Source organism: Pseudomonas oryzihabitans (assembly GCF_024652905.1).
Lineage (GTDB): Bacteria > Pseudomonadota > Gammaproteobacteria > Pseudomonadales > Pseudomonadaceae > Chryseomonas > Chryseomonas benzopyrenica.
Map to the genome: position 1 here is coordinate 1,399,652 of NZ_CP102428.1, position 22,839 is coordinate 1,422,490.

At 64.2% G+C, this 22,839-nt stretch carries 19 protein-coding genes; 12 read left to right on the plus strand and 7 right to left on the minus strand.

What is annotated here, in order from left to right; genetic code table 11:
• Nucleotides 1–3: 3 nt before the first annotated feature.
• From NRG74_RS06490 to nudC, 5 genes are all read left to right on the plus strand, one after another.
• The gene (locus NRG74_RS06490; RefSeq protein WP_017640230.1) at nucleotides 4–780 is read left to right on the plus strand and encodes a methyltransferase domain-containing protein; all 777 of its coding nucleotides are present in this window, start codon (nucleotides 4–6) and stop codon (nucleotides 778–780) included.
• The gene (gene rnhA, locus NRG74_RS06495; RefSeq protein ID WP_017640229.1) at nucleotides 773–1,237 is read left to right on the plus strand and encodes a ribonuclease HI; all 465 of its coding nucleotides are present in this window, start codon (nucleotides 773–775) and stop codon (nucleotides 1,235–1,237) included. Before NRG74_RS06490 ends, rnhA begins: the two co-directional genes overlap by 8 nt.
• 18 nt (nucleotides 1,238–1,255) lie before the next feature.
• The gene (dnaQ, locus tag NRG74_RS06500; protein WP_257706057.1) at nucleotides 1,256–1,990 is read left to right on the plus strand and encodes a DNA polymerase III subunit epsilon; all 735 of its coding nucleotides are present in this window, start codon (nucleotides 1,256–1,258) and stop codon (nucleotides 1,988–1,990) included.
• Between the two features lie 413 nt (nucleotides 1,991–2,403).
• A complete protein-coding gene (locus NRG74_RS06505) occupies nucleotides 2,404–4,104 on the plus strand; it encodes a ferrous iron transporter B (protein ID WP_173147487.1) in 1,701 nt (566 codons plus the stop codon).
• Nucleotides 4,101–4,928 carry an NAD(+) diphosphatase gene (nudC, locus tag NRG74_RS06510; RefSeq protein ID WP_257706058.1) on the plus strand — a complete coding sequence of 276 codons (828 nt, stop codon included), beginning with the start codon at nucleotides 4,101–4,103 and terminating at the stop codon, nucleotides 4,926–4,928. The genes NRG74_RS06505 and nudC overlap by 4 nt, the downstream gene beginning before the upstream one ends.
• Here the strand turns inward: nudC and NRG74_RS06515 are convergent.
• Nucleotides 4,896–5,672, minus strand: coding sequence for a TSUP family transporter (locus NRG74_RS06515; protein ID WP_208694967.1), 777 nt, complete (start codon nucleotides 5,670–5,672; stop codon nucleotides 4,896–4,898). The genes nudC and NRG74_RS06515 overlap by 33 nt on opposite strands.
• A 77-nt stretch (nucleotides 5,673–5,749) precedes the next feature.
• Nucleotides 5,750–6,934, minus strand: a complete 1,185-nt coding sequence (pobA, locus tag NRG74_RS06520; protein WP_257706059.1) for a 4-hydroxybenzoate 3-monooxygenase — start codon at nucleotides 6,932–6,934, stop codon at nucleotides 5,750–5,752.
• Between the two features lie 114 nt (nucleotides 6,935–7,048).
• On the opposite strand from pobA, the gene NRG74_RS06525 reads away from it, so the two are divergent.
• On the plus strand, nucleotides 7,049–7,963 hold the full coding sequence (locus NRG74_RS06525; protein WP_257706060.1) for a helix-turn-helix domain-containing protein: 915 nt from the start codon (nucleotides 7,049–7,051) through the stop codon (nucleotides 7,961–7,963).
• Here NRG74_RS06525 and NRG74_RS06530 read toward each other — a convergent pair.
• Together NRG74_RS06530 and NRG74_RS06535 are read right to left on the minus strand one after the other, a co-directional pair.
• Entirely contained in the window at nucleotides 7,926–10,997 is a 3,072-nt protein-coding gene (locus NRG74_RS06530) for a hybrid sensor histidine kinase/response regulator (protein WP_257706061.1), read from the minus strand. The two genes, NRG74_RS06525 and NRG74_RS06530, sit on opposite strands and share 38 nt — an antisense overlap.
• Before the next feature lie 91 nt (nucleotides 10,998–11,088).
• Nucleotides 11,089–12,357 carry a 3-phosphoshikimate 1-carboxyvinyltransferase gene (locus NRG74_RS06535; RefSeq protein ID WP_257706062.1) on the minus strand — a complete coding sequence of 423 codons (1,269 nt, stop codon included), beginning with the start codon at nucleotides 12,355–12,357 and terminating at the stop codon, nucleotides 11,089–11,091.
• Nucleotides 12,358–12,561: 204 nt separating this feature from the next.
• On the opposite strand from NRG74_RS06535, the gene NRG74_RS06540 reads away from it, so the two are divergent.
• The 5 genes from NRG74_RS06540 to NRG74_RS06560 all read left to right on the plus strand — a co-directional run bounded on the left by NRG74_RS06540 (nucleotide 12,562) and on the right by NRG74_RS06560 (nucleotide 18,034).
• Nucleotides 12,562–14,139: an alkaline phosphatase D family protein gene (locus tag NRG74_RS06540; RefSeq protein WP_257706063.1), complete on the plus strand. Its 1,578-nt coding sequence runs from the start codon at nucleotides 12,562–12,564 to the stop codon at nucleotides 14,137–14,139.
• A gap of 94 nt (nucleotides 14,140–14,233) precedes the next feature.
• Entirely contained in the window at nucleotides 14,234–15,178 is a 945-nt protein-coding gene (locus NRG74_RS06545; protein ID WP_257706064.1) for a DNA replication terminus site-binding protein, read from the plus strand.
• Between the two features lie 594 nt (nucleotides 15,179–15,772).
• Nucleotides 15,773–16,873, plus strand: a complete 1,101-nt coding sequence (locus NRG74_RS06550) for a saccharopine dehydrogenase family protein (protein WP_257706065.1) — start codon at nucleotides 15,773–15,775, stop codon at nucleotides 16,871–16,873.
• Nucleotides 16,870–17,361 (plus strand): DUF2269 family protein, encoded by a 492-nt coding sequence (locus NRG74_RS06555; protein ID WP_257706066.1) that lies wholly within the window; start codon nucleotides 16,870–16,872, stop codon nucleotides 17,359–17,361. Before NRG74_RS06550 ends, NRG74_RS06555 begins: the two co-directional genes overlap by 4 nt.
• Nucleotides 17,362–17,440: 79 nt before the next feature.
• Nucleotides 17,441–18,034, plus strand: coding sequence for a DUF1349 domain-containing protein (locus NRG74_RS06560; RefSeq protein WP_257706067.1), 594 nt, complete (start codon nucleotides 17,441–17,443; stop codon nucleotides 18,032–18,034).
• Between the two features lie 11 nt (nucleotides 18,035–18,045).
• Here the strand turns inward: NRG74_RS06560 and NRG74_RS06565 are convergent, their stop codons facing one another.
• Complete coding sequence (locus NRG74_RS06565; protein ID WP_184288175.1) at nucleotides 18,046–18,819, minus strand: L-iditol 2-dehydrogenase; 774 nt, start codon at nucleotides 18,817–18,819, stop codon at nucleotides 18,046–18,048.
• A gap of 68 nt (nucleotides 18,820–18,887) precedes the next feature.
• Nucleotides 18,888–20,195: an ABC transporter substrate-binding protein gene (locus NRG74_RS06570; RefSeq protein ID WP_257706068.1), complete on the minus strand. Its 1,308-nt coding sequence runs from the start codon at nucleotides 20,193–20,195 to the stop codon at nucleotides 18,888–18,890.
• 245 nt (nucleotides 20,196–20,440) lie between these two features.
• Here NRG74_RS06570 and NRG74_RS06575 point away from each other — a divergent pair, with 245 nt between their 5' ends.
• Entirely contained in the window at nucleotides 20,441–21,355 is a 915-nt protein-coding gene (locus NRG74_RS06575) for an AraC family transcriptional regulator (RefSeq protein ID WP_257706069.1), read from the plus strand.
• Nucleotides 21,356–21,432: 77 nt separating this feature from the next.
• On the opposite strand, the gene mgrA is transcribed toward NRG74_RS06575, so the two are convergent.
• On the minus strand, nucleotides 21,433–22,470 hold the full coding sequence (gene mgrA / locus NRG74_RS06580; protein ID WP_017640213.1) for an L-glyceraldehyde 3-phosphate reductase: 1,038 nt from the start codon (nucleotides 22,468–22,470) through the stop codon (nucleotides 21,433–21,435).
• Nucleotides 22,471–22,839 lie beyond the last annotated feature (369 nt).

Sequence of the window (22,839 nt, forward strand, 5' to 3'; positions counted from 1 at the left end):
ACGATGCACGATGAATTCTCCGCCCAGGTCGATCCGCGCTGGCTGAAGTTGATGACTTCGGCGCGGGAATGGCTGGCAGGCCCCTTGGGCCAGTTACTGCTGGAGCAGGAGCGGGTGCTGATCGATGAAGAACTCAAGCGCCATTTCGGCAGCTACCTCGTTCATTACGGTCCGCACCCCACGGCACCGGCCAATTGCGGTCAGCTCAGGCACGCGGTGCGCATCGGGCCGCCGCTGGGCGATGTCGACATCGTCTGCGAGGAAGGCGCCTGGCCGCTGAGTGAGCATGCGGCCGACGTGGTCCTGCTGCAGCATGGCCTGGATTTCTCCCTGGCGCCCCACCGGCTGTTGCGCGAAGCGGCGTTGAGCGTCCGGCCCGGCGGCCATCTGGTCGTAGTGGGCATCAATCCCTGGAGCCTTTGGGGCGTGCGTCATTACCTGGCCCGGGATGCACTGCGCAAGGCCCGCTGTTTCGGCCCCAGTCGGGTCGGCGACTGGCTGTCGGTGCTGGGCTTCGCGCTGGAGAAACGGCGCTTCGGGTGTTATCGTCCGCCGCTTTCATCCCCCAAGTGGCAACAGCGGCTGGCCTGGATGGAGCAGGGCGAAGCCGAACCCAACTGCGAACAGGCAGCGGGTGCGGGTTTCTATTTGCTCTCGGCGCGCAAGCTGATGTTCGGCCTGCGTCCGGTGCCCCAGGCGCGCAAGGAACCGCGTGGCAAGCTGGTGCCCATGCCGGTGGCCAAGATCAGCCGCCGCGAATCGAGTGAATCCAATGAGTGACGACATCGTCGAGGTCTTTACCGACGGCGCCTGCAAGGGCAATCCCGGCCCCGGTGGCTGGGGTGCCCTGCTGAAATTCAAGGGTGCGGAGCGCGAGCTCTGGGGCGGCGAAGCCAACACCACCAACAATCGCATGGAGCTGATGGCGGCCATCCAGGCCCTGGCGGCGCTCAAGCGCCCCTGCCAGATCCGCCTGACCACCGACTCCGAGTACGTGATGAAGGGCATCACCCAATGGCTGGTGAACTGGAAGAAGCGCGGCTGGCAGACCGCCGCCAAGCAGCCAGTGAAGAATGCCGAGCTCTGGCAGGCCCTGGATGAGCAGGTGCAGCGCCATCAGGTGGAGTGGCGCTGGGTGCGTGGCCATACCGGCCATCCCGAGAACGAGCGGGCCGACCAGTTGGCCAACCGCGGTGTCGATGAAGTCCGGCAGGCCAAGCAGGCCGCCAAGGCATAACCAGCCAAGAGGTTAGCGATGAGATATGTAGTTCTGGATACCGAAACCACCGGCATGCCGGTGACCGATGGCCACCGGATCATCGAGATCGGTGGGGTCGAGGTCATCGGCCGGCGACTGACCGGGCGGCATTTCCATGTCTATCTCAATCCGGATCGGCAGATCGACGAAGGTGCCATCGCGGTCCACGGCATCACCGATGAATATGTCGCCGACAAGCCGCGCTTCGCCGAAATCGCCGACAGCTTCTTCGAGTTCATCGAAGGCGCCGAACTGGTCATCCACAACGCGCCCTTCGACGTGGGCTTCATCAACATGGAGTTCGCCCGGCTGGGTGTCCATCCCGAACGCGCCGACATCACCCAGCACTGCTCGGTGCTCGACACCCTGGTCATGGCGCGCGGTCGGCACCCCGGTCAGCGCAACAGTCTGGACGCCCTCTGCAAGCGCTACGGCGTAGACAACTCCAACCGCGAGTTGCACGGCGCCTTGCTGGACGCCGAGATCCTCGCGGACGTCTACCTGGCCATGACCGGTGGCCAGACCAGCCTGTCGCTGGCGGCCCACGGCCAGGAAGGCAACGGCGACGGCAATTACGTCATGCCGGTCAAGCGACTGCCGACCGATCGCCAGCGGACCCGGGTGATCAGCGCCACCCCCGCGGATCTCGATGCCCATGCGGCGCGCATGGCGGCCATCGAAAAGAGCTGTGGCCGGACCCCGCTCTGGCTGACCGGCACGGCCGCCGAATAGCCACCTCCGCCTCTCGCTACACGCCCGGTTTACCCATGACCGGGCGTCCGCGTTCGTCTGAATAAGCTGAAAGACCTCACAATTTTCAGCTATCGTTCAACTAAGATGCTGCAGGCTGGTCATTTGAGCCCGCATGAAGCCTCGAATTTCGAATTGCGCGGAACTTTATTTTTCCCGCGAACTCGTATGACGATTCGGAATTATCGCTTCGCTTTTGTGGATTTACAGGTCTAGCGTTCCAGAGCAAGGTTCCCTGGCGTGGCGAGAGGTCAGATCCCCGTCCGCCTGGAATGATGAGGGTGGCCCGGTCAGGAAGACGCAGGTACCTAGGCTCCAGTTGGAATAGCAAGCCTTTCTTCCCGTTTTAAAATGGCGTTGGCGAGGTTGTAATGGCGCAGGAGGCGTAAGGCACCATGGTGACCGGAGCAAGAGCTTTGAGCTTGGTCCGCGAACAGCTGTTCGCGACCATCGAGGAAGCTGAATCCCATCTTGAACGCTTCATCGTCGAGCGGCACTGCAGCAGCCTGTTGCAGCGTGCGGTCGAGAGTCTTGGCCAGATTCGCGGCGCCCTGACGCTGATCGAACTGGCAGGCGCCCAGTTGCTCGCCCACCAGACCCTGCAGATCGCCAACGACATCCCTGCGGGTGCCGGTCCCGAACACGACGAACACCTGATGGCGATCTGTCGTGGGTTGCATGTGTTGCGCCGCTATCTCGAACAGCTGCGCAGCGGCCAGGACGAGATGCCCGAACTGTTGCTGCCGGCGATCAATGCCCTGCGCCTGGCTGGCGGCGAGCCAGAACTTCCGGAAAGCTACTTCTTCAGCGTCCGTCTCGACCAACGCCCCCTGATCAGCGCGACCACGCGCCTGGGCCTGCGCGAGCGCCAGGCCCAGGCGCGCCGAATGCGTCAAACCTACCAGATCGGCCTGCTGGGCTTTCTGCGTGACGTCAACGGTGCGGCCAGCCTCAGACTGATGGCGAGAGCGCTGGAGCGCTCCGCCGCGTTGCTGCACGATCATGTCGGCGGCTACCTGCCGTGGGTTGCCGCGGCCACGGTCGAAGGCTTCGCCCAGGGTCGCCTGACCGCCACGCGTGAACGCAAGCAGCTGTTCGCCCGGGTCGATCGCGAATTGCGTCAGATGCTGGGTAACGACCTGCACGAGCCGGCGCGTAGCACCCTCAAGGAACTCCTCTATCTCCTGGCGTTGGCTGGTGTCGAGGGCGCCCATCCGCAGGAGGTCATGAACGCCTACGGCTTCGAGCGCCTCGGATTCACCGATGCTCAGCTCGAAGCCGGCAAGAAGCGTCTCGCCGGTCCGGGCCATGCCGTGATGCATTCGCTGTCGGCCGCCATCCGCGAAGAGGTGGAAACGGTCAAGGATCTGATCGACCTCATCGAGGCCGAGCTGCGCACGGGCGCCGAGCAGCATCGTCTGCCGCGCTCCGATAACTTCTCCCGGCTGTATGTCCAGGTTGGCCTATTGGGCAAGACCCTGGAAATGGTCGGGCAGGAGAATGCCGGTCAGGTGCTGCAGCAGTGCCTGCCGAACATCTCTCAATTACGCGACAAGCCACTCGTGCTCGAAGATCTCGCACCGCTGGCCGATGCCCTGTTGCTGGTGGAAAGCCTGCTGGGCCAGCCCGAAGGGCAAGGCTCGCTGATCGACGTGCCGCTGGAAGCCGAAGGCGTCCAGCTCAGTGTCGCCAACTACCAGTTGGGCGAGGCCCAGGCGCTACTGCACCGGGAAGCCTACAAGGGCCTGACCGATGCCAAGCGCGCCATTGGCGCCTTTCTCGATTCGCGGGGCGATACCCTGCATTTGGCCACCGTGCCGGCGCTGCTGGATACCGTCCGCGGTGCGCTGTTCTTCCTGGGCAATCCCCGTGCCGCTGAACTGGTCCGTGCCTGCACCGGCTATATCCAGCGCTGCCTGATCGAAGGTGGTCAGGCTTGCGAGCCGGCGACCCTCGAGGTGCTGGCGGACGCTCTCAGCAGCATCGAGTTCTTTGTCGAAAGCGGTGGCACCGAGGGTCAGGACGGCACCCCGGAAATCCTCGATATCGCGGCGCAAAGCATCCGCGCCCTGGGCTGGACCTCGGCTGCGGCATGAGTCTCTGGCAACCTGGCTGGTTCCAGACCGCCCAACCCGCCGGCGGTTGGCTGGTCTTGCATAGCGGTCAGGCGTTTCTGACCGCGGGGACGGAGGTGCTCTTCGCCCCGGACGATCCGCGCGTCCAGGGGGTCGCAGGTGAGCACCATGGTCTGGGTCAGTGGCAGGCGCAGCCGGTCACTCTGCTCGAAGTGGATACGCCGGCGGACGTCGAAGGCTGCGTCTGGCAGCCGCTGCGGCCGCTGATGCTGCAGTCGCCCCATGCGCTGTTCAAGTTGCTGGGCTACGCCAATCAGATCGGCACCTGGGCCCGGCAGCATCGCTTTTGTGGGCAGTGCGGTACCCGTACCTTCGCCCTCGATGGCCAGCGTGGCCTCAAGTGCCCGAATTGCCAGCTCACCCAGTATCCGCGGCTGTCGCCGAGCATGATCGCCCTGGTCACGCGCGGCGATGAGGTGCTGCTGGCGCGGTCGCCACGCTTCGCGCCCGGGGTCTTCAGCACCCTGGCCGGCTTCGTCGAGCCGGGCGAGTCGGCGGAGGCCTGCGTACACCGGGAGATCATGGAAGAGGTGGGCGTCTCGGTCACCAACCTGCGCTATCAGGGCAGCCAGAACTGGCCTTATCCGCATTCCCTGATGCTGGGTTATCACGTCGACTATCTGGGTGGCGACATCCGTTGCCAACCGGATGAGATCGAGGATGCACGCTGGTTCCATCTGCGCGAGTTGCCGACGCTGCCGCCGGCCTTTTCCATCTCGCGCTTTCTGATCGATCGCTATCGCGTCGAGCGGCTAGGCGGCGCTGAACCAGTGCTGCCAGATTAGCTTGACGGTCAGCGCCAGCACGACGCAGATGAACACCGGGCGGATGAACTTGGCACCGCCGGCGATGGCACTGCGCGCGCCCAGATAGGCGCCCAGGGTCAGCGACAGACCCATGGTCAGCCCCAGCACCCAGAGTACCTGCCCCAGGGCGATGAACATCACCAGGGCGACCCCGTTGCTGACGAAATTCATGGTGCGGGCCACGCCACTGGCCTTGAGCAGGTCCAGGGGGTAGAGCAGCAGGCTGCTGACCGTCCAGAAGGCGCCCGTGCCCGGTCCGAACAGGCCGTCGTAGGCGCCCAGCGTCAGCCCCTGCGGCCACTGGCGTCGCTGCGGTACGGGCGCGTCGCTGAGTACCGGCGCCTTGGGTGTGCCACCGAACAGCAAATAGAGGGCGCAACTGAACACCACCACCGGCAGCAGCTGGTTGAGGAAGTCCGCGGAGAGATGGTGGGCAACCAGGGCGCCGATCCCCGCGCCGATGGCGGTAGCCACCAGGGCATGCCGCCACTGACGGGGATGGAACAGCTTGCGGCGGTAGAAGGTATAGGCAGCGGTGGCGCTGCCAAAGGTGGAGCTGAGCTTGTTGGTGCCGATCGCCAGGTGGGGCGGCACGCCGGCCATCAGCAGGGCGGGCACCGTGAGCAGGCCACCGCCGCCGGCGATGGCGTCGATGTAGCCGGCCAGGAAGGCGACCCCCGCCAGCAGCGTCAGGGTCATGGGGTCCAGGGTGAATTCGAGCATGGGGTAGGGCGCCAGGTGGAACGGGGGCGCCATCATGCATCAGACGCGCAGCCGTCACCACCTGCGGGCGATCCCGATCAATCCAGTGCGGGGAAGGGCAATCCGACGTAGTTTTCCGCGAGGGTGGTGCGGCCGGCCCTGGAATCGAGCAGGGCCTGGAGTTCGGCATCCTGCACCCGCTGGGTGAAGGCATCGGTATCCGGAAAGCGGTGCAGGGCGGTGGTCATCCACCAGGAGAAGCGCACCGCCGCCCAGATGCGCTTCAGGCAGAGCGCCGAGTAGCGTTCGAGGCAGCTGGCATCGCCGCTGCGATAGGCCCGTTCCAGCAGCAGATGCAGGTTGCGCACGTCGCCCAGCGCCAAGTTGAGCCCCTTGGCGCCGGTGGGCGGGACGATATGGGCGGCATCGCCGACCAGGAACAGCCGGCCGTACTGCATGGGTTCGACCACATAGCTGCGCAGCGGGGCGATGCTCTTTTCCAGCGAGGGGCCGGTCACCAGCTGGGCTGCCGTCTCGGCCGGCAGGCGCGCCTTGAGCTCTTCCCAGAAGCGCTCGTCCGACCAGTTCTCCACCGCATCTCCGGCTTCCACCTGCAGGTAGTAGCGGCTGCGGGTCGCGGACCTCATGCTGCACAGGGCGAAGCCACGCGGGTGATTGACGTAGATGAGTTCGTCGGCGGCAGGCGGGGTATCGCTAAGCAAGCCCAGCCAGCCGAAGGGATAGACCCGCTCGTATTCGGTGAGCACGCCGTCCGGGATGCTGCGGCGCGAGACGCCATGGAAGCCGTCGCAGCCGGCGATGTAATCGCAGTCGATGCGCAGCGTCTCACCGGCGACCTGACAGGTGACATGGGGGCGCTCGCCCTTGAGTTCGTGGGGCTGGACCTCGCTGGCCTGGTAGAAGGTAGGGGCGCCGCTGGCCTGGCGGGCGGCCATCAGATCGCGGGTCACCTCGGTCTGGCCATAGACGGTGACGCAGCGCCCGCCCAGCAGATCGTTCAGGTCCAGCCGCTCGCGCTTGCCGTGAATGGCGAACTCCACGCCTTCATGCACCTGACCTTCCTGATCGAGACGCTCGCTGACGCCGGCCTCGCGTAGCAGATCGACCGTGCCCTGTTCGAGCACACCGGCGCGGATGCGGCTGAGGACATGATCGGCGCTCTGGCGCTCGACGATGACGTTGTCGATACCCGAGCGGGTGAGCAGCTGGCCCAGCAGCAGCCCGGAGGGGCCCGCGCCGATGATGACGACTTGGGTGCGCATGGAGTCTGTCCTCTTGTCTGGCGTGATCGCCGTTTTGTTATGGGGCTCCGGTATTTTTGGACGGTTTTCGTCGGTATCGACAGCGACCTTTCCGATACTTTCTGGTACTTTTCAATGATTCGTGCGGCTATCGCCCAGGGACTGTCGATGACCACTGCCTTGCCACCCATCTTCAAGCTGTATGGCGAGGCCCAGGCCTGGCCGGCGCCGGACCTGCTGCACTGCGAAACCATCGAGAGCCGCAGTCGGCTGCATGCCTGGCATATCGAAACCCATCGCCATGCGGATCTCGCGCAACTGCTCTATGTGCGCACCGGCGGGGTACGGCTGCAGCTGGAAGACTGGCGGGGCGAAAGGCGCGGGCCGCTGCTGGTGGTGCTGCCGGTACTGTGCGTGCATGCCTTCGAATTCGATCCAGCGGTCGAGGGCTTCGTCATCACCTTGCCGGTGCCCCAGCTGGAACGGCTGAAGCAGCGCTGCCAGAGAGCCGGGCAGGGACTGTTCCTCGGGGCCGAGTGCCTGGCCCTGACCGGGCCGGATGCCACCTGGATCGATCAGTTGGTCGGCCAGCTCGTTGCCGAGTACGAAGGGCACAAGCCGGGGCGCGAGGTGGTGCTCGAAGCCCTGCTCGACAGCCTGGCGATCTGGCTGCTGCGACAGCATCGCCAGGAACAGGGCGCGACCCTGCCACGGCGCGCCGAACAGCACCTGGGACGCTTCCTGGCGCTGGTGGAGCAGCATTATCGCGAGCACTGGAGCCTGGGCCGCTACGCGACGGCCCTCGGTATCTCAGGGGTGCACCTGAACGGTCTCTGCCGGCAGCTGGCCGGCGCCTCGGCGCTGGCCATCGTGCACCAGCGCCTGCTGCTGGAGGCGCGCCGCACCTTGACCTACACCCAGGCATCGGTAGGCGAGATCGCCGACGCCCTGGGCTTTGCCGATCCGGCCTACTTCGCCCGGTTCTTCCGCCGTGGCACCGGCCAGAGTCCACTCAACTATCGGCGTCTCGCGGGTCAGCCGCAGCGCTGACGGCCAGGCTATCGGCTGCCGCCAGGGTTTCGCCGACGCGTGCGGCCAGGGCGTCGAGATTGAAGGGCTTGGTGATCAGGGTCATGCCGGGGTCGAGATAGCCTTCCAGGTGCGCCCCCTCGGCGTAGCCGGTGGCGAACAGCACCTTGAGGCCAGGGCGGCGCTGCCGCGCGATCTCGGCCAACTGGCGGCCATTCATGCCTGGCAAGCCGACATCGGACAGTAGCAGGTCGATGGGCCGCCCGCTTTCCAGCAGCGGCAGGGCGCCGCGGGCGTCTTCGGCCTGCAGGGTCGCGTAGCCCAGCTCCCTGAGCAGGTCCACCACCATCTGCCGGACCACGGGCTCGTCTTCCACCACGAGTACCGTCTTGCCCGCGCCCTGGGCCGTGACCGTGGGAGCGGCCAGCCGGGGTGGCTCGACATCGGCGCCCAGGTAGCGGGGCAGATAGAGGCCTACGGTAGTGCCCTGGCCCGGCAGGGAGTCGAGGCGGACATGACCCTTGGACTGCTTGGCATAGCCATAGATCATCGACAGCCCGAGACCGGTACCCTGGCCGATGGGCTTGGTGGTGAAAAAGGGGTCGAAGGCCCGCGCCATGACCTCGGGCGGCATCCCGGTACCGTTGTCCGCCACCAGCAGCGCCACATAGTCGCCCGCGCTCACGGCATCCAGGCCGTTGCCGCTGTCGGTCAGATAGACATTGTGGGTTTCGATGCGGATGTTGCCGCCATGGGGCAGGGCATCGCGGGCATTGATGACCAAGTTGAGCAGGGCGTTTTCCAGCTGGTGCCCATCGGTCAATGCCTGCCAGAGGCCCCCATCCAGATCGAGCTCCAGCACGATGTCACCGCGCAGACTGCGCAGCAGCAGCTCCTCCATGGAACGCACGCAGTCGTTGACATGGATGGGCTGCAGATCGAGTGCCTGGCGCCGGGAAAAGGCCAGCAGGCGCTGGGTGAGGGCGGCCGCGCGCTGGGCCGAGGTCAGCGCCGAATGCAGATACTGGTCGAACTTGTCCTGGCGCCCGGCCTTCTGTTGCCGCTGCAGCATGTCGAGGCTGCCCATGATGCCGGTCAGCAGGTTGTTGAAGTCATGGGCGATACCCCCGGTCAGCTGACCCACAGCTTCCATCTTCTGCGCCTGGCGTAGCTGTTCCTGCAGCTCCTGCTGCTCGGTGACGTCACGCCCCACGGCGTAGATGAGATCGTCCTCGGCGCTTGCGGTCCAGTCGAGGATGCGATAGCTGCCATCGCGGGCACGCACCCGCGCCCTGAGATTCGCCGAGCCCTGCTGGCGGCCCAGGCAGCGCAGGGTATCGAAGACCTGGCGCTGATCGTCGGGATGGATCAGTTCGGTGAGCTGGACGCTGGCCAGATCGGTCTCCCGCCGTCCCAGCAGGCGGGCGGCGGCGCTGTTCACCGTCTTCACCTCGCCATCGGCCCGGCAGATCACCATGAGGTCATGGCTGATGCGCCACATCCGATCGCGTTCGCGGGTGCGCAGCTCGATCTGCTGTTCCAGCTCCTGGCGCGAACGGGTGAGGACCTCTCGCGCATCGACGATGCTCTGGATGTCGGTGCAGGTGCCGAACCACTGTTCGATGCGCCCCTTGGCGTCACGCACCGGCTGGGCGCGGCCGAGCACCCAGCGATAGCGCCCCGAGCGGTGCCGCAGGCGGTATTCGATATGGTAGGGCTCGCCGGTGCTGAGGCTGTGATGCCAGACCTTCCAGGTCCGTTCCTGGTCGTCGGGATGAAAGACGTTCGCCCAGCCTTCGCCCTCCGTGGAGCCTTCCGGCACCCCGGTGAACTCGTACCAGCGATCGTTGAAATAGAAGTGGTGGCCGTCGGGTCGCGTGGCCCAGACCATCTGGTCGATGGAGTTGATGATGGCGCGCAGCTGCGCCTCGTTGCGGGCTAGCTCCTGGGCCTGGCGGCGATGGCCGCTGATGTCGATGAACAGCACCGCGAAGCGATCGCCTGGCAGCTTGTGGGCGCGCACCTCGTACCAGTGTTCATGCTGCAGGTGCAGCAGGATGTCGAACTGGATGAACTCCGCATCGCCATTCATGAAGTCGATGTAGGCGGGCAGCAGATCGGCTTCCAGTTGCGGCAGGGAGGCACGCAGGGTCCGCCCCAGGACCTGATCCAAGGGAATGCCCGTCAGGGTGGCGAAGACCGGATTGACCTCCAGGAAGCGGAAATCCTCCATTCGGCCACTGGCATCGCGGATCGCCTGGGCCATGTAGAAGCCCTCGCGCATGCCGTGGTACAGCTCCTGCAGCCAGATATCACGCTCGGTGATGGCAGCTTCGTTGAGCTTGCGTTCGGTGATGTCATAGCACACGCCCAGGTAGCGATCACTGCCGTGGCTGGCCATCAACTGGCCGCGCCGACCGAGCCAGCGTTCTTCGCCGGTATCGGCGCGGCGGATGCGGTATTCGAGATAGTCCAGAGCGTCGTCGCCCGGCGTCGCGGTGAGGGTCCGCAGGCTGGCGACATCGTCGGGATGCAGTTGCCGGACCAGTTCGTCGAGGGAATAGCTACGTCGAACCGGGAGGCCCCAGAGCTGGCAAAAGCCCGAGGACACCAGCAGCCGGGCTTCCCCCGGCAACAGTTCGAAGGTGCCGACCCGGCCGACCTCCTGGGCCAGCCGCACCCGCTCTTCGGCCACCAGTTGTTCGGTGCGATCCTGCAGGACGTGCACGAAGCCGAGCGTGTCTTCGGCGTCCTTCAGCGCCGTGGTGGCGATTTCCACCCAGCGCGGCGTGCCGCCCTGAACCGTGATCCAACCCGCGCCCTGGCCATGCTCGTCAATTAGAGCCTGGTGCTGAGCGGTGGTCAGGAAGGCGGCATCGCGGCCCGCCGTCAGCAGCTCGATGAAGCGCTGACCCTGGGCTTCGCCGGCTGACCAGCCACACAGCAGCTCGGCCCCCCGATTCCAGCGCTCGATGCAGCCCTGGCGGTCGGTGATGACCAGGGCATGGGAGGTCAACTGCAGGAGCGCCTGCTGTTCGAGCAGAGAGATCGGCATGCGGGGATTCCATTCAGCGAGCGGGCGTGTGGCGAGCGTTTCCTGGGGCTTGCTGAAAAGTCGCCGAGCGCAGGCACTTTTCAGACAAAGCCTAGGCTTCGATACCCTCGCTCAACTGGATGTTCAAACTACGCAGGGCATTCCAGTACTCAGGATAGGTCTTGCCGACGCATTCGGGGTCCAGGATGCGGATACCGGCTATCTTCAGGCCTGCGAGGGCGAAGCACATGGCGATCCGGTGGTCGGCATGGGTCTCGATCACGGCATCGGTCCGGGTGCCGGCCAGGGCGGGATCCGCCGCCACCAGCAGGTCATCGCCCTCGACGCTGGCGAGCCCGGCACGAATGGCGTTTAGGCCATCGTGCAACGCTGCGACCCGGTCGCATTCCTTGACCCGCAGGTTGGCCAGGCCTACGAAGCGCACGGGCGTCTCGTTGAAGGCGGCCAGCACCGCCAGGGTAGGGATGGCGTCCTGCATCTGCGAACCGTCGATGACCGCCGGCAGCCGGGGGAAGGCGGCGATATGGTCATGGGCCTTGGCATCGGGCTGGGTAAAGGCGTCATCGGCCACGCCCAGGTCGATGGCGCCCCCGGTCAGGGCCTGGGCCGCCCAGAGATAGGTGGCGGCGGAGGCGTCCGGCTCGATGAAGTAATCGCGGGCGACATAGCCGGTCGGGGCCACCCGCCAGGTGGCGGCGTCCAGTTGCTCGACCTGGGCACCGAAGGCGCGCATCGCCTCGACGGTCAGGTCCACATAACCGCGGGCACCGATGTCGCTGCCGCGCAAGGCGACATCCACCGGTTCGCTGCCCAGCGCTGCCAGCATCAGCAGCGCCGAGACGTATTGGCTGGAAAGCCCGGCATCCACCTCGAAGCGGCGAGCGGTGAGACGTCCCTGACCCGTGACGGTCACGGGCGGGCAGCCGCTAGGGGCCTCGACCTGGATGCCGTTGGCGCTCAGGGTTTCCAGCAGGGGACCGATAGGCCGCTTCTGCATATAGGCATCGCCGGTGAGGGTGACGGCGCCATCGACGGTGGCGACCGCGGCGGTCAGAAAGCGCACCGCAGTGCCGGCATTGCCGAGAAACAGCGGCGCGGCCGGTTGCTGCAGGCGCCCGGAGCTGGTCACCACGAAGGTGGTGGCATCGGGCTCGTCCACGGTGACACCCATCTGCCGCAGGGCCTCGGACATGTGGCGAGTGTCATCGCTCTTGAGCGCGCCGGTCAGGCGACTGGTGCCCTTGGCCAGAGCCGCCAGCAGCAGGGCGCGGTTGGTGATGGACTTGGAGCCGGGTGGGGCGATCCGACCATGCAGCGCGACGTTGGGCGGGGTAACGGTGATGTAGGGTCTGGCGGACATGAGGGCTCCAAGCAACTTCGCGACGGCCGAAACGGCGGATCGTAACAAGGCCGCCATGATGCCATTTCAGGCCTCCCAGACCAAAGTGTCCATTTATTAATACCACCCCTATAGGGCTGATCAGGCTTGCCTGATACCTCCTATGTCACGAACAAGTCATCAAGGCGGGGTAGTGCTAACGGTTTTCCGCCAGAGGCCGCCACCATGTCCCTTATTCGTCCCGATCGTCGTCGTGTTCTGCAAGGCCTGGGAGCCATGCTGCTGTTACCGGCCCTGGGCCAGCGGACCTGGGCCGCACCGGCAGGGCGCCCGGGCATACCCGATGGTGTCCAGGCGGGTGATGTCACCAAGGGCCGGGCACTGATCTGGAGTCGTACGGATCGCCCGGCGCGGCTACTGGTGGAGTGGGATACCCAGGAAAGCTTTCGCACGCTACGCAAAGCGGCGGGGCCGATCACCACGGCCGCCCAGGACTACACCGCCCGTATCGATCTGGCAGGGCTGCCCGCCGATCAACATATCTTCTACCGGGTGCGCTTCGAGGACCTGGACAGCGGTGCGCTCAGCGAGCCCATCATCGGCCACCTGCGCTCGGCCCCCAGCCAGCGCGGCGACATCCGCTTCGTCTGGGGCGGCGACACCGTGGGGCAGGGCTTTGGCATCAATCCCGATATCGGCGGCATGCGCATCTACAACGCCATGCGCGAGCGGCGACCGGACTTCTTCCTGCACAGTGGCGACACCATCTATGCGGACGGGCCGGTGCCGGCGCAAATGACGGTGGAAGAAGGGCGCATCTGGCGCAATATCACCACCGAGGCCAAGAGCAAGGTGGCGGAAACCCTGGACGAATTCCGCGGCAACTATCGCTACAACCTGATGGACGACCATCTGAAGCGCTTCAACGCCGAAGTGCCCCAGGTATGGCAGTGGGACGACCACGAGACCACCAATAACTGGTCGCCGAGTAAGACGCTGGACGAGCGCTACCAGGTCAAGGACATCAATGTCCTGAGTGGTAGGGCACGCCAGGCCTTTCTGGAGTACGCACCCATGCGCGGCGTCTCGGCAGACGGGGCAGGGCGCATCTACCGCCGCATCGCCTACGGCCCCTTGCTGGATGTCTTCGTGCTGGACATGCGCAGCTATCGTGCCGGCAATGACAGGAACCTGGGTGACGAGGAGGGCGGTCAGGGTGCCTTCCTCGGTCAGGAGCAACTCGACTGGCTGAAGAAGGAGCTGAAGGCGTCCAGGGCGACCTGGAAAGTCATCGCGGCCGATATGCCCATCGGGCTGCAGGTCCCGGACGGCAAGGATGCGCAGGGCCAGGCGCGCTGGGAGGCCATCGCCAATGGCGATCCGGGTGCCCCCAAGGGGCGGGAGCTGGAGACGGCCGATCTGCTGAGCTTCATCGCGAGGCAGGGGATTCGCAATACCGTCTGGCTTACCGCGGACGTGCACTATTGCGCCGCGCATCACTATCACCCGGACCGGGCGGCGTTCAAGGATTTCGAGCCCTTCTGGGAGTTCGTGGCAGGGCCCCTCAATGCCGGCAGCTTCGGTCCCAACCCGCTGGATGCCACCTTCGGCCCCGAGGTGGTGTTCCACAAGGCGCCCCCCCAGGCCAATACGTCACCCCTTAGTGGCTTTCAGTTCTTCGGCGAGGTCGAGATCGACGGCACGACCGCGGAATTGCAGGTCACCCTCAGGGATCAGGATGGTCGTTCGCAATTTACCCAGAAACTGCAGCCTCTGAATAGCAATACCACCCCTCTAGCGTAGAAGAGTTTCATGATAACCCTCTGCACAGCTATCAAGAAGAGGCCCAAGTTCTTGTAAATGCTACAATCTGGTAGTTATCAGGTTGGAGTTGGCCATGCACGAAGACATCAAGAACGCGTTCGAAGACCTCAAGCGGAGCATCGCCATCTTCAATGAGCGCTGGCCCGGCAAGGTGATAGCCGCCCGGGTCTGGCGACTGCCTTTGTTGGCGCAGCAGCGAGTGCCGGATCACATCGCCGTGGAGGCTTTCGAGGGCAGCGCCGCGGTGGAGCTCACCCGCGACGCATTGCTGGCTTTCCACCTGCAGCCAGGGCAGGCACCAGGCACCGTCAGTCGCTTGCCAGGCTATATCGCGCTGGCCGAGCCGTTGATGGAGGAGATCCTGGCCATCAATAGCTGCAAGGCGGCCTTCAGTGCCGCCATCGAGCAGACGCGTCTGGAGCTGGAACTGGCGCCCGAGGCGCGACCGCGCATCATGCGCAAGGCGCTGGGAGGGGCCTTCAATACCAAGCAGCTGATCCGCAAGGTGCACGGCTTTCCCGATCCGGTCCGCCAGCTGACCTTCACCTGGGCCGGTCATACCGCCGGAGGAGAGCGGGTAAAGGTGTCCAAGGTACGGGAACAACTGAAAACCCTGGCCATGGCGCGCGCCGACCGCGAGCGAATCGCCCTAGATCGCACCCCGGAATGGCAGGAACACCAGGCGCTCAATCGCATGGCGGATGACGACATCCTGGTCCGGCACAAGAAGATCGCCCCGCATCCACGGGCGATGCTCTGGTTCGGTGAGGAAAGCCGTTATGACGCCATGATCCACGCGAACCTGCCGGTCTTCGTGGTACCGGCCGAGGACGGCATGCAGGTCGTCGATCTGCGCGATTTCGACCGCACCCAGCGCGGAGCGCTGCGACCCGACATCAAGCCGCGTCGCGAGGTCCTGGCCACGCGGCTGCTCTACCTGCCTACCGACAATCCGGAACGTCCCGCCGCCCAGCGCAACAACGAGGCGACCCTCAAGCGCTCGACCTACAGTCGTTGAGGGTCAGTGGCGTTACCGAGGAGATGAATGTCGTAACCAGATCCTTCGCCACCGAGTGAAAAGGTAACGAAATCCTCCGCAACAACTGTGTGAACGGCAAGCCCGAATCTATTAAACCCAGCAATTTCAATGGCTTATAAATGTTGGCACGGCGAGTGCTTTATTACTGGCACAAGAACAACAAGATGCGCCGCTAACCGCCCACAACAAGAACAAGACGGCCAAGGCTCGCGAACCGATCATTTTGGAACTCGCCAGAGCGACCAAAGTAATCTGTTCACTTCCCACCTCCTTGGTGGGGCGTACCAAAGATCGATGACGTTGACGTCCGACAACAAGAACAAGAGGACAGCAGACGTACTTGAACAGGGGAGCCTTAGGGCTCCCTTTTTTCATGCTTGCCAAAACGCTCCAATACCACTTGCAAGACGTCAAGCAGCCACATCTAGCCCCGCCTGCCTTAAGCCCATCCCCCCGTCCTGAGAAAGCGTTGCCCTTGGCCGGTGCTCCCGTCCTTGTTGGCCTATGCTCACAGGAAGGGCGTCGCCAGAGAGGCTGACGACACGGCTTGGCTGGAAAGGGGAGCGGGTACTGGTGAGTTTGAACGTGATGGTAGTGGGAGCGTATGGAAATTTCGGCTCCATCATCAGCCGCCGTCTGGCGCGAGTGGACGGGATCGAGCTTGTGCTCGCAGGGCGCGGAGCGCAGATAGCCCAGTTGGCGCAGGAACTAGGCACCCGATTTTGGCAGGGCGATGTGCTCGGCACTGACTTCGCCAAAGCGCTAAGCGCGTTCCAGGTCGGACTCGTCATTCACACTGCGGGGCCTTTTCAAGGGCAGGACTATGCGGTGGCCAGGGCCTGCATAGCCGCAGGCGCGCATTACTGTGATCTATCCGATGCACGGGAATTCGTGGCGGGTATCACCCAGCTCGACGAGTCCGCAAGGTCTCGCGGCGTGGCTGTGCTCAGTGGCTGCAGCTCCGTTCCTACGCTGTCCGCCGCCGTCATTGAGGCTTTTCTCGCGAAGGCAGGTGGCGATTTTCGCGCGCGCAGCCTGCGCTACGGCATCACGTCCTCTGCCAAGATGCCCGGGCTTTCCACCGTCCAGGGCGTACTCAGCTATGCCGGACGTCCCGTTCCCCAGCAACGCAATGGACGGCTGGAGCAGGTGCCTGGCTGGTATGGCCTGGAGTGGGTATCCATAACAGGCATGCGTGGTCGGCGTCTCGTGGCCAACGTGGATGTGCCTGACATGGCGGTATTTCCAGAGCGCTATGGTCTTCGTGACGTCTGCTTCAAGGCCGGTCCAGGTCTCGCCCTGGGCACCTTCGCCAATCATCTGTTGGCACGCGCCATACGGAGTGGACTCATCAGCCGACCTGATGGCATCGCCAGCAGGCTGCATCGCCTGGGCCGCCGGTTCGAGGCTTTTGGCAACGGTAAAAGCGCCTTCTATCTGGAGCTGGGCGGTGTCAAAGATGAGCAACCATCGCGCTACCGCTGGGAGCTTCTGGCTACGCACGACAAGGGCCCGCAGATACCCTGCTGTGCAGCCATTGCCTTGGCTTGCAAGATGGCAACAGGCTTCCAGCCCACGCCAGGCGCTCGCGTCTGTGTGGGCGAAATAGATCTGCAGGAGTATCTGGAGGCGATAGGGCCTTCGTTCATCACGGTCACGGAGTGGTCGCGATGACCTATCTGGTACTGAAGTACCTGCATATCCTGGCCGCGGTGTTCCTGTTCGGATTCGGCATGGGCTCCTACCTTTATCTGATCGCTGCCACACGCAGTCGTATACCTCAGGTCATTGCCCAGGTCGCACGCATGGTGGTGTTCTTCGATACCTGGATCACCACACCCGCCGGCTTTCTGCAGTTGGGCACAGGCATCGCATTGGTCACGCTGATGGGATTGTCGGCATCCTCCGGCTGGGTGTTCGGCTCACTCCTGGTATTTTTCGCCGTAGGAGCGCTCTGGTTGCCGGTGCTCTGGCTGCAGGGGCGAATGCTGAAGCTTGCACGGCGAGCCTCGGAGCGCGGCGAGGCGCTTGGCCCGGATTTTCAGCGAGCCTACAGACTCTGGTTCTGGATGGGTGTCGCCGGCTTCCTCGGGATGTTCGTCATCCTGCTGATGATGGTCACCAAGCTCTATCCCCATCAGCTGCTGGCGTTGTATCGCTAGGGATTCACGGTCCGAGTTTGGCGCATCCCGCGTCCTTGATCTATCGTGTGCGCAGCCCATCAGCCGCGGATACCTGTCCATGAGCCTTGCGAAGACCTTGCCTGCCCAGTGGCTGAACGAACCGACGAGCTGGTCCGATACGGATGGCCTGCTGCACATCAGTACCGATAGCGGAACCGACTTTTGGCAGAAGACCCAATACGGCTTCGAGCGTGACAGCGGGCATTTCCGCGGTTATGCGGCCGGTGCGGATTTCACCGTGCAGGTACGGATCACCGGGACCTTCACCGAGCTGTACGATCAGGCTGGCCTGATGGTACGGCAGGGTAGCGATCGCTGGTGCAAGACGGGGCTCGAGATCAACGATGGCATCGCCCATCTGGGCAGCGTGCTCACCCTAGGGCATTCCGATTGGGCCCTGGGGCCGATGCCCGATGCCGTCCGCGGTTTCTGGCTGCGCATGACGCTGCATGACGAGGTGCTGCGCATCCAGTACTCCCTGGATGGCCTGACCTGGCCGCTGTTGCGGCTGTGCCGATTCGCCAGCGAAGAGGGTGCGGACCTACGAGTTGGCCCCTATTGCTGCTCGCCGCAGCGCGAAGGCCTGGAGGTCAGCTTTGCCGACCTCCAGATCGGGCCGGCGATCGCCAAGGATTTGCACGACCTGAGCTGACCGTCTAGCGCTCAGCTCATCCAGTTGCCGCCGTCCACGTTGTAGGTCTGGGCGACCACGAAATCGCTGTCGCTGGACGCCAGGAACAGCGCCATGCCGACCAGGTCCTCGGCTGTTCCCATGCGACCGTAGGGTACGGCTTCACCGACCAGGCGCTTCTTCTCGCCCAGCGGCCGTTGCTCGTAATGGGCGAAAAGGGCGTCCACACCCTCCCAATGCTCACCGTCGACCACGCCGGGGGCGATGGCATTGACGTTGATGCGGTGCTTGATGAGGTCGAGGCCGGCCGACTGGGTCAGGCTGATGACCGCGGCCTTGGTCGCGCAATAGACGGCAACCAAGGCTTCGCCGCGGCGCCCGGCCTGGCTGGCCATATTGATGATCTTGCCCCCATGCCCCTGGGCGATCATCTGTCGCGCGGCGGCCTGCAGGGTGAACAGGGGGCCGGCCACGTTGATGGCGAACAGTCGGTCATAACTTTCCCGGGAGATCTCGACGATGGGTGCCAGGTCGAACAGGGCGGCATTGTTGACCAGGATGTCGAGCTTGCCGGCGGTGGCGATCACCTGGGTGATGGCCGTGTCGATGGACGCCTGGTCGGTGACGTCCATGGCCAGGGCATAGGCGCGCTCGCCCAGCTCCTCGGCGGTCTCGCGTGCTCGTTCGATATTGATGTCGGCGATGGCCACCGTCGCGCCTTCCTTGAGGTAGGCCTGGGCGAAAGCCCTGCCGATACCGCGGGCGGCGCCGGTGATCAGGGCGCTTTTTCCTTCCAGTCTGTTCATGGTCTTGGCTCCAATCGAGAGACTGACCGCGCGGTGCAGCGCGCGGTCAGGTCTTGGGTAAAGGATCGTTACTTGAGATAGCCCGCGCGTTTCATTTCGCGGGTCGTCGAGGTCTGAGCCGCATCGAGGGCCTGCTCGACGCTCATCTGGCCGGTGAGGGCGGCGGAGAACAGCTTGCCGACCGAGGTGCCGATGGCCTGGAACTCGGGAATGGTCACGTACTGAATGCCGACATAGGGCACCGGCTTGGCCGAGGGATGAGCCGGGTCGGCGTGCTGCATCATCTCCAGGGTGATCTTGGCGAAGGGCGCCGCGCTCAGGTAGGCCGGGCTGTAGGTGGACTGGCGCGTGCCCGGCGGTACGTTGGCGATGCCGTCCTGATCGGCCACCAGCTGGATGTATTCCTTGGAAGTCGCCCAGGTGATGAAGGTCTTGGCAGCCTCCTTGTGCTTGGCGCTCGCCGGGATCGCCAGTGACCAGGCATACAGCCAGGACGAGCCCTTGTCGGTGACCTCATGGGGCGAGGCGGCGAAGCCGACCGCATCGGCCACCTTGCTCTGGCTCTTGTCGGTGGTGAAGGAGCCGGCGACGCTGGCATCCACCCAGAGCGCGCACTTGCCGCTGTTGAACAGGGCCAGGTTCTCGTTGAAGCCGTTGCTGGAAGCCCCGGGCGGGCCGTACTTCTTCATGTTGTCGACGTAGAAATTGGCCGCTGCCGTCCACTCGGGACTGGTTAGTTCGGGCTGCCATTGTTCGTCGAACCAGCGCGCGCCGAAGGCGTTGCCCATCAGGCTGAGCAGCGCGACGTTTTCCCCCCAGCCGGCCTTGCCTCTCAGGCAGAGACCGTATTGCTCCTTGTCCGGCTGGTTGAGCTGGCTGGCGAAGGCGGCGAGTTGCGTCCAGGTCGGTTTGTCGGGCATCTGCAGGCCGGCGGCCTTGAACAGATCCTTGCGGTAGTAGGTGACGGTGCTTTCGCCGTAGAACGGCAGGGCATAGAGACGGTTGTTGACCGACAGCCCCTGGCGGACCGCCGGGAAGATGTCTTCGACGTCATAGCTGGCAGGCAGGTTGTCGAGCGGCTCCAGCCAGTTCTTGGCGCCCCACAGCGGGGTTTCGTAGGTGCCGATGGTCAGTACGTCGAATTGGCCACCACCGGTGGTGATGTCGGTGGTCAGCCGCTGCCGCAGCACGTTTTCTTCGAGTACCACCCAATTGAGCTTGATGTCGGGGTGCTGTTTTTCGAAGACCTGGGACAGGCGCTGCATGCGCACCATGTCGCTGTTGTTGACGGTGGCAACGGTGACCGATTCGACGGCCTGGGCAACACCGGTCAGTCCGAGACCGGCCAACAGCAGCAACGCGATAGGGCGCTTCATCTTCTTCTCTCCGTGACTGCCACGGCGGGCAGCTTGTTGTTATGAATGGCTGGCCGCCGATATAAATCTGATCTCGACAGGCCCGCTGGAGAGGATTACAACAGCAGGGCCAAGCCGCTGGCTAACCTGGCATTGACCAGTTGCCGATACATTTTTGACCTGGATCGCTCAGCGCGCCGAGGTCAAAAAAGCATCGATAGCCAGGCCGGCCGGTGTGGGCCTACAAGAACAAGTAGAGGTACATCATGAAGGCGACCGCCTTCCTCGAGGCGCGGCCGGCAGAGCTGGAAGTGATCCTTGCCGCGCCCGACCAGAGCTTTCGCTGGTACGAGCACGACTATCCCTATGCCTTGGCGCGTTGGAATCACCATCCCGAGTACGAGATCCATCTGATCCGCCAGGGTAGCGGACGGCTACTGGCCGGTGACTATGTCGGGCCGTTCGCGGCTGGCCACGTGGCCATGATCGGGCCGGACCTGCCGCACGACTGGATCGGCGATCTGCCACCCGGCGAGGTGCTCGCCGGGCGCGATGTGGTCATCCAGTTCAATGGCGAGCTGTTGCGCTCGCTGAGCACCGTGGCTCCCGAGCTGGGCGACTATCTACCTTTGCTGGAACAGGCCAGGCGCGGCCTGGAGTTCAGGGCCGACACGGCCCGGCAGGCGGCTGCATTGATCGAGGCGATGGGCCAGGCCCAGGGCGCCGAGCGCCTGCTCAAGCTATTCGCTTTGCTGGGCCTGCTGTCCCGGGCGCCGGAAAGCGAGCGGATCGTCCTGGCCAGTGCCTGTTATGCGCCGGCGCTGGACGCCCGTAGCGCCGCCCGGGTGCACCAGGCCTTCGACTATCTGCTGAGCGAGCTCACCGAAGATATCCGGCTGCCGGTGATCGCCAGGCGCGTCGGCATGAGCGAGGCGGGGTTTTCACGCTTCTTCAAGAAGGTTACCGGCCACGGCTTCATCGAACTGGCGCGCAAGCTGCGCATCCAGCGGGCCTGTCGTCTGCTGCGGCAGGCGGAGCTGTCCATTGCCACCATCTGCTTCGAGGTGGGCTATTCCAATCTGTCCAATTTCAACCGGCATTTTCGCAACGAGACCGGACAGACGCCCAGCCAGTATCGCCAGGAGCAGATCGGGACGCGGCGTCAGCAGCCGCCTGGGTGAGGGCGGTTATGCCCTGGGAGGATCCTATAAAGGTAGGCGTAGCTGACGCTGGAGCGCCAGCTACGCCAAACGGGGCTTTATTCCGCGCTGGACGGCTTGGCCCAGAGATTGATGTCGCCTTCGACCGCATGGGTATCGATCTCGGCCAGTTCCTCGGCGGTAAAGGTCAGGTTGTCCAGGGCTGCCACGTTTTCCACGATCTGCTCGGGTCGACTGGCGCCGATCAGGGCGCTGGTGATGCGCGGATCGCGCAGGGTCCAGGCCAGGGCCAGCTGCGCTAGGCTCTGGCCGCGGCGCTTGGCGATGGCATCCAGAGCGCGTACTCGGGCCAGGTTCTCGTCGGACAGATGGCCTTGCTGCAGCGACTGGCCACCGGGCTGATTGACCCGGGCCTCGGCCGGAACGCCATTGAGGTACTTGTCGGTCAGCAACCCCTGGGCCAGCGGCGTAAAGGCGATCACGCCACTGCCGATGTCCTCGGTCGCATCCAGCAGATCCTTTTCGATCCAACGATTGAGCAGGTTGTAGGCCGGCTGGTGGATCAGCAGCGGGATCTTCCAGTCGGCCAGCAACTTGGCCATTTCCCGGGTCTTGGTGCCCGAATAGGAGCTGATGCCGATATAGAGCGCCTTGCCTTGCTGGACCGCCGTGGCCAGGGCACTGGCGGTTTCTTCCAGCGGCGTGTGCTCGTCGAAACGGTGCGAATAGAAGATGTCGACGTAATCCAGACCAAGACGCTTGAGGCTCTGATCCAGGCTGGCCAGGACGTATTTGCGCGAGCCGCCACCTTGGCCATAGGGTCCGGGCCACATGTCCCAACCGGCCTTGCTGGAGATGATGAGTTCGTCGCGGTAGGCCGCGAAGTCTTCGCGCAGCAGCCGACCGAAATTGATCTCGGCGCTGCCATAGGGCGGCCCGTAGTTGTTGGCCAGGTCGAAGTGATTGATGCCCAGATCGAAGGCAGTGCGCAGCAAGGCGCGTTGACGATCCAGCGGCGTGGTGTCGCCGAAGTTGTGCCACAGGCCCAGCGACAGCGCCGGCAGCACGAGACCGCTGCGACCCACGCGGCGGTAAGGAATACGGTCATAGCGATCGGAAGCGGCTTGATAAGCCATTGAAAACTCCTCGGGATGGAATACTTGTTGGAAACCCAGGACATTCGCGCGTGGTGATACAGGCAGAGGCGCGACAATCGGAAAGAGCTCCGGGAAAGGACGCCATCCGATTAAAGCTGTCGACGGCGTCTTGTACAAACGGGCGCTGCGGAATTTGCGGTACGGGTGTGGCAAGCGGCGATCTAAATGCCCGAAGCCGTAATGCCAGGCAAAATGACCAGATCGCAGGAAATGGAAGAAAGCAGCCAACGTGAAAAGGCAGCCACTCGATGCAGCACTCCATAACCATAACTTCGCATAATGTATATTATGTTAAATTGGATATGGACAGGTGCTGGTCATTGCCCTTTGCCATCCAATTAGCCCACT